Origin of the sequence: Ferruginibacter sp., assembly GCF_031391665.1 — a bacterium.
GTDB lineage: Bacteria > Bacteroidota > Bacteroidia > Chitinophagales > Chitinophagaceae > Ferruginibacter.
Genome location: NZ_JANMUN010000146.1, coordinates 1 through 6,737 on the forward strand (window position 1 = coordinate 1; position 6,737 = coordinate 6,737).

General features: G+C 36.9%; 6 protein-coding genes. 3 read left to right on the forward strand and 3 right to left on the reverse strand.

Features of this window, described 5'->3' with window-relative positions:
- From priA to ACY651_RS10580, 3 genes are all read left to right on the forward strand, one after another.
- Window positions 1-2,085: replication restart helicase PriA (gene priA, locus ACY651_RS10570; protein ID WP_462252468.1), on the forward strand; the 2,085-nt coding region annotated here is incomplete at its 5' end.
- Between the two features lie 167 nt (window positions 2,086-2,252).
- Window positions 2,253-3,281, forward strand: coding sequence for a UDP-N-acetylmuramate dehydrogenase (gene murB, locus ACY651_RS10575; protein ID WP_462252470.1), 1,029 nt, complete (start codon window positions 2,253-2,255; stop codon window positions 3,279-3,281).
- A 75-nt stretch (window positions 3,282-3,356) separates the two neighbouring features.
- The gene (locus tag ACY651_RS10580) at window positions 3,357-3,860 is read left to right on the forward strand and encodes a hypothetical protein (RefSeq protein WP_462252472.1); all 504 of its coding nucleotides are present in this window, start codon (window positions 3,357-3,359) and stop codon (window positions 3,858-3,860) included.
- A 66-nt stretch (window positions 3,861-3,926) separates the two neighbouring features.
- Here the strand turns inward: ACY651_RS10580 and ACY651_RS10585 are convergent, their stop codons facing one another.
- The 3 genes from ACY651_RS10585 to ACY651_RS10595 form a co-directional block, all read right to left on the reverse strand.
- A complete protein-coding gene (locus ACY651_RS10585; protein ID WP_462252474.1) occupies window positions 3,927-5,453 on the reverse strand; it encodes a magnesium chelatase in 1,527 nt (508 codons plus the stop codon).
- A 165-nt stretch (window positions 5,454-5,618) separates the two neighbouring features.
- A complete protein-coding gene (locus tag ACY651_RS10590) occupies window positions 5,619-6,008 on the reverse strand; it encodes a GxxExxY protein (RefSeq protein ID WP_462252476.1) in 390 nt (129 codons plus the stop codon).
- A gap of 102 nt (window positions 6,009-6,110) precedes the next feature.
- Window positions 6,111-6,671, reverse strand: coding sequence for a VWA domain-containing protein (locus ACY651_RS10595; RefSeq protein WP_462252478.1), 561 nt, complete (start codon window positions 6,669-6,671; stop codon window positions 6,111-6,113).
- Between the last annotated feature and the right edge of the window lie 66 nt (window positions 6,672-6,737).

Here is a 6,737-nt window from a genome sequence, read left to right on the forward strand (position 1 = left end):
CCCGACTTCAGCAACCTTAATGATGAAGAATACCTGGTAGCAGAAGCCCTGGAACTAAAGAAGGAATTGCATTTAAGCGAAGTGCAGCAAATACTGGATGCTTCTCATGTTTACCCTGTTGTAAAGAAACTGATCGATAAAAAAGTTTGTTTTGTCTGGGAAGCGCTCAAACAAACCTATACACCAAAGAAAGAGACCTATGTGCTGTTGAACCCGGAGTACGATAAAGAAGATAAATTATCTGAGCTGCTGAACAACTGGACAAAAGCTCCCAAGCAAATGGAATTATTGTTAAGTTACCTGCACCTGGTGAAAACAGAGGGAGAAGTAATAAAATCATCCCTGCTGAAAAAATCAGGAGCTTCAGATGCACAGTTGAAAGGCCTGGTGGAAAAGAAAATACTCCGGTCAGAAAAAAGAACCGTTGACCGTATCCAATATTTGCCAAAAAATGTTCAGATTGATTTTGAACTGACGGAAGCGCAACAAAAAGCTTTTGAACAAACACAGGAATTGTTAGGAGATAAACCAGTTTGTTTATTACACGGTATTACTTCCAGCGGCAAAACAAATATTTACATTAAACTGATTGAAGAATATATAAAGCAAGGAAAACAGGTATTATACATGTTGCCGGAGATTGCACTCACTTCACAAATCATACGACGGCTGCAAAAACATTTTGGTGGATATATCGGCATTTATCATTCCAAGTTTTCACAGAATGAAAGAGTGGAAATATGGAATAAAGTAAAGAATGGCGAATTAAGAGTCATCCTCGGCGCAAGATCTTCTGTTTTTTTACCTTACCAGGATTTAGGCTTGATTATTTGTGATGAAGAGCATGATACTTCCTATAAACAACAGGAACCGGCGCCAAGGTACAATGGGAGAGATGCAGCCATTTATTTTGCTTCATTGTTTGGTGCCAAAACATTGCTCGGTAGTGGCACACCTTCGATAGAAAGTTATTACAATGCCAGCAACGGCAAATATGGGTTAGTGGAGCTGCTGCAGCGATATGGCGATTTGAAACTACCCCCTATTGAAATGATTGATACCCGGAAAATCATGCAGAAGGACAGGACGAAAGTGATGTTGTCACCGCAACTGGTGGAAGCAGTGAATGAGGTGATGGCAAGAAACAAGCAGGTGATTCTTTTTCAAAATCGTCGGGGTTATTCCCCTTACCAGGTTTGCAGCACCTGTGGCTGGATACCGCAATGCAAATATTGTGATGTGTCACTGACCTTTCATAAACTCAGCAATAAACTGGTTTGTCATTACTGTGGCACTACTTATCCGCCGGTGCATACCTGTGCCGCTTGCGGTAGCGATAAATTTGTACAGCGAAATTTCGGCACCGAAAAAATTGAAGAACAATTGCAGGAAACTTTCCCGGATGCAAAAGTGGCGAGAATGGATATGGATACCGTGCGGGGAAAAAATGCCCACGATGTTTTGATACAGCAGTTTGAACAAAAACGGATTGATGTTTTAGTGGGTACTCAAATGGTGGTAAAAGGTTTGGATTTTGATAAAGTAAATTTAGTAGGCATTTTAGATGCAGATGGTTTATTAAGCTTTGCCGATTTCAGGGTTAACGAACGTGCTTTTCAATTGATGGAGCAGGTGAGTGGCCGTGCCGGCAGAAAAAAAATACAGGGTAAAGTAATTATACAAGCCACCAATGTAAAGCACCCCGTATTGCAATTGGTACAGCAACACGATTATAAAGGTTTGTATCAAAACGAAATTGTAAACCGGCAGCAATTTTTTTATCCGCCGTACAGCCGTATTGTTTTATTAACTTTAAAACATAAAGACAAAACAGTTGTTGCCAATGCGGCTGATAAACTTGCTGCTCTGCTTCGTCAGGATTTAAAAGAATATATTGTTGGCCCTGCAGCACCGGTTATTGACCGCATACGCAACCAGTATTTAAAGGAAATATTAATTAAGCTGCCTAAAGAATATGGTATGAGTATGACGTATAAAAAAGTTATCCGCAACCATATTAATTTATTAACGGGAGAAAAAAATTATAAGAGTGTACATGTGGTTGTAGATGTTGATACGAACTGATACAACCCCGTCAGCGGTTATAAACCCTGACGGCGGTTGCAGGAGGCTGTAACAAATTATGTTGTAAGTTTTTTGTGACAGGCAGTTGTAATTCTATTTGACTTCATTGGCGACGCTCCATTCAACCAAAAATTTCTATTTAGCTTTGTCCATATTATACATTAAAAATGCAGGTACAGGAAAATTTCTCTCTCAAAAAATTAAATACATTCGGTATAGATGTAACTGCAAAATATTTTGCAACCTTCAATACAGTTGAAAAAATTAATGAACTGCTGGATTTTAATAAACATCAAACTCCAAACGCCAAACCCCAAACTATTATTCTCGGCGGCGGAAGTAACATTCTCTTTACCAAAAAATTTGATGGTCTGGTTTTAAAAAATGAAATAAAGGGCATAAAAATTATTAAAGAAGATGAACATTATGTTTACGTACAATGCGCCGCAGGCGAAAACTGGCACCAGTTTGTACTGTATTGCATCAACAATAATTTTGCAGGCGTAGAAAATCTATCACTTATCCCCGGTAATGTGGGTGCCAGCCCCATGCAAAATATTGGAGCGTATGGGGTGGAATTAAAAGAAGTATTTTATGCACTAGAGGCTTTTCATCTTACAGAAAAAAGAATACACCACTTTACTTTAAACGATTGCGAATTTGGATACAGGGAAAGTGTGTTTAAAAAAAAATATAAAAACCAGTTTATAATTACCAATGTAATTTTCAAACTAAATAAAATTCCGCATTTCAATACGTCTTATGGAGCAATAGAACAGGAGTTGGAAAAAATGGACGTAAAAGAATTAAGTATAAAAGTAATTTCGGATGCGGTGATAAATATTAGAACATCTAAATTACCTGATCCATCAAAAATTGGTAACGCCGGAAGTTTTTTTAAAAATCCCGAAGTAACACATTCGATATTAGACATTCTATATTCAAAGTTCCCTGGTATTGTTGGCTACAACTTACCCAATGGCAATGTAAAATTAGCGGCGGGCTGGTTAATTGAGCAGTGTGGTTTTAAAGGCTACAGAAAAGGCGATGCAGGTTGCCACGAAAAGCAGGCATTGGTGCTGGTTAACTACGGCAAAGCTAATGGCGATGAAATATTTAATTTAAGCGAAATGATAATTACCAGCGTGAAAGAAAAATTTGGAGTAGTTTTAGAAAGAGAAGTTAATATTATTTAACAAAAAACTTAAGCAGCATTTTAATAATTGTAATCGTCTGTATAATAACTTAACCTTAAACTTAAAATTAACATTATGAAGAAATTATTTTTTGTACTCATCATCACTTTACTATTTTTAAACACCAATGGTCAATATGGAAAAGGTGATGCAGATGTTACTTCACCTGCCAAGGCAGTTTTTTTTGAGATTGGCGGTCCGGGTCTTGCATCTATTAATTACGATATGCGTTTTACCAAATCAGAAAGTGGTATTGGTGGGAGAGTAGGCTTTGGTGGATTTAGTATTGGTACAGGTACGGATAGGGCAACCCTGATTTTTATTCCTTTAGGTTTAAACTATCTTTTAGGAAAAGATAGTAAGCATTATTTTGAATTGGGAGCTGGTGCTACAATTGTAAATGCCAACGATGGCACCAGCAACAGCGATTTCAGCAGCACATTCGGCCATTTAAATTTTGGTTACCGTATGCAACCAAAAGATGGAGGTTTCTTTTTCAGGGCCGCAATAAATCCTGTTTTTGGCAGAGGATTTTTTATTCCTTATTACGCAGGCATTGCATTTGGGTATAAATTTTAATTGCTTCAATAAAAAAATGCCGCAATTTTTTTATTGCGGCATTTTTATAAATCTTATTTTTTCTTATCAATTAAAATCATCTTCATTAAAATCTTCTTCACTAAAATGCTGGCTGCCTATGTTAAGCATGCTGCCCATCAAATCTTTAAATTCAATTTTACCTTCTAAAACTTTTTTGCTGATTAAAGAATGTGCTGCAAGGCCATGTAAAACAAATTCCATCAGCAATGCATTTTCTTTTTCATTTGCCGATTTAAAATATTTTTTCACCAGCGCATGTAAGCCATCAACTTTATACAGCAACTGCACTTTGTCTTCATCTTTAGTTTCAAAAAAATTATTAAGGCTGTTACCTGCATCAAACCAACGTGTGATCGATTTGTAAGGATTATCATCCGGTACTGCTTCTTTACTTCTTTTCTTTTTTAAAGTATCAGGATTAGGAAAGTACAAACCAAATTGCGTACGGATAGATTTCTCTAATAAATTAAAAGCAACCTGGTACGGCCCCTCCTGCTCACCTTCGTATACCAATTCTATTTTTCCTGTTATTGATGGAATGATACCAATCAGATCACTCAACCAAACCTGTGTTTCTTTTTCATTATTAATAATTGCACGGCGTTCTGCAGCACTCACTGCATTTTCATAAGCGCTGATGGTAAGCCTTGCACTCACGCCACTTTTTTTATCTACCAGTTCACTGCCTCTTGCTTCAAAAGCCACCTGCTCAATTAAACGTTTTATTAAATCACTCACTTTTACTCTTGAAGATTGTTCTTCACTAATGCCAGCTTCCTGTTCGGTAATGGCTAATGAGGTTTCAATACTTTTTGGATAGTGGGTGAGTATCTGGCTTTCAATACGGTCTTTTAATGGAGTAACAATACTTCCACGATTGGTGTAATCTTCGGGGTTGGCAGTAAATACAAACAATACGTCTAACGGTAGCCGCAGTTTAAAACCACGTATTTGCAAATCGCCTTCTTCTAAAATATTAAACAGCGAAACCTGTATCCTTGCCTGCAAGTCGGGCAATTCATTTATTACAAAAATGCTGCGGTTACTTCTTGGAATAATGCCGTAATGCAATACACCTTCATCTGCAAAACTTAATTTTAAATTAGCGGCTTTTATAGGATCAATATCACCGATTAGATCAGCCACACTTACATCTGGTGTTGCCAATTTTTCGCCGTAGCGTTGTTTTTTATGCAGCCATGCAATGGGTGTCTCGTCACCTTTTTCTGCAATAAGGTCCACTGCATATTTAGATACCGGCTTCAACGGATCATCATTAATTTCACTACCTGCAACAATGGGAATATATTCATCCAGCAACTCAATCATTTGCCTTGCCATACGGGTTTTTGCCTGGCCACGTAAACCCAAAAACAAAATATTATGCTGCGATAATAATGCTCTTTCGGTATCCGGTATCACCGAATCTTCGTAACCCAAAATACCAGGGAAGGGATTTTCTTTTGCTTTAATTTTTTTAATAAGGTTATCACGGATTTCCTGTTTGATACTTTTTGAAACATAGCCGCTTTTCTTTAATTCGCCGAGTGTTTTGATTTTGTTATTGTCCATTTTTATTTTTTATAAATCACTAAATTGGTATTGTGTTGATAAATTAGAATTGTTTACTTTTTGATGAAAGCTTTGTTTATTATTTTACTACGTAAAACAATTTTGGCCACAAAGACACGAAGGCACAAAGAAAAACGGCAAGCCGTTTTGTGGGCTTTTAATAATTTAAAGAATAAATCTTTTAATGCCATCTTTAATTAAAGGAACATTGAAATTAATTAAATACCCCAATCTCAGTTTTGTTAATTTAAGATGGCTTTTAAGTTGTGCCAGCCATAGGGCATTCAAAATATCTTTTGCTTTCAATTCACATACTACTAACTGATCAACAAATACATCCAGCCTCAATCCTTCATCAAAGAATTTATCATCGTAAAAGAAAGGCAAATCAATCTGCCTTTTGTAAGGGATACCTTTCTTTTCTAATTCATAACAAAAGCAGGCCTCATAAATTTTCTCCAATAAGCCAGGGCCTAATTCTTTATGTACTTTATAAGCAGCATCTACAATTTGCTTTCCTAAAAACTCTTCCCTTTCTGATAATTGTGAATACATTATTTGGCTGTTTTTTATTTCGAAGAAATAACCTTAGTGCCTTCGTGCCTTTGTGGCTAATGTTTTGTGCCAAAGGCACAAACAAATAATCTTTGGGTAAAATTAATAAACCGTCTTTCTTTTCCCGCTCTCAAAATCTTTAAAAATAAACGATCCCAATTTATCCAATCCTGCAAAAAAAGCTTTACCATTATTACACTCTGTAAACTCCTGTACAAATTTTTGTAAATAAGGATCGGTAGCAATCATAAATGTAGTGATAGGAACTTTTATTTTTTTACATTGTGTAGCAAGGCTCATGCAACGATTTAAAATTTTTCTGTCCACACCAAAACTATTTTTATAATAACGGGCACCCACTTTTAAGCAAGTAGGTTTACCATCGGTTATCATAAAAATTTGTTTGTTGGGGTTACGTCTTCTGCGTAACAAGTCCATGGCCAATTCTAAACCAGCAACTGTATTGGTGTGATAAGGTCCCACCTGCAGATACGGCAGATCTTTTAATTGTATCGGCCAGGCATCGTTTCCAAACACAATGATATCGAGACTGTCCTTTGGATATTTTCGCCTGATCATCTCCGCAAGAGCCATTGCCACCATTTTGGCGGGAGTGATCCGGTCTTCTCCGTACAGGATCATACTGTGACTGATGTCGATCATTAAAAACCGTGGCGGTTTGTGTTTTGTATTCGCTTTCGGTAACAAGCAGATCATTCTCCGTTAACG

Coding starts and splice junctions, on each gene's coding strand:
- ACY651_RS10585 (WP_462252474.1), bottom strand. CDS start 5,453: ATGGACAATAACAAAATCAAAACACTCGGCGAATTAAAGAAAAGCGGC.
- ACY651_RS10595 (WP_462252478.1), bottom strand. CDS start 6,671: ATGATCGACATCAGTCACAGTATGATCCTGTACGGAGAAGACCGGATC.
- murB (WP_462252470.1), top strand. CDS start 2,253: ATGCAGGTACAGGAAAATTTCTCTCTCAAAAAATTAAATACATTCGGT.
- ACY651_RS10590 (WP_462252476.1), bottom strand. CDS start 6,008: ATGTATTCACAATTATCAGAAAGGGAAGAGTTTTTAGGAAAGCAAATT.
- ACY651_RS10580 (WP_462252472.1), top strand. CDS start 3,357: ATGAAGAAATTATTTTTTGTACTCATCATCACTTTACTATTTTTAAAC.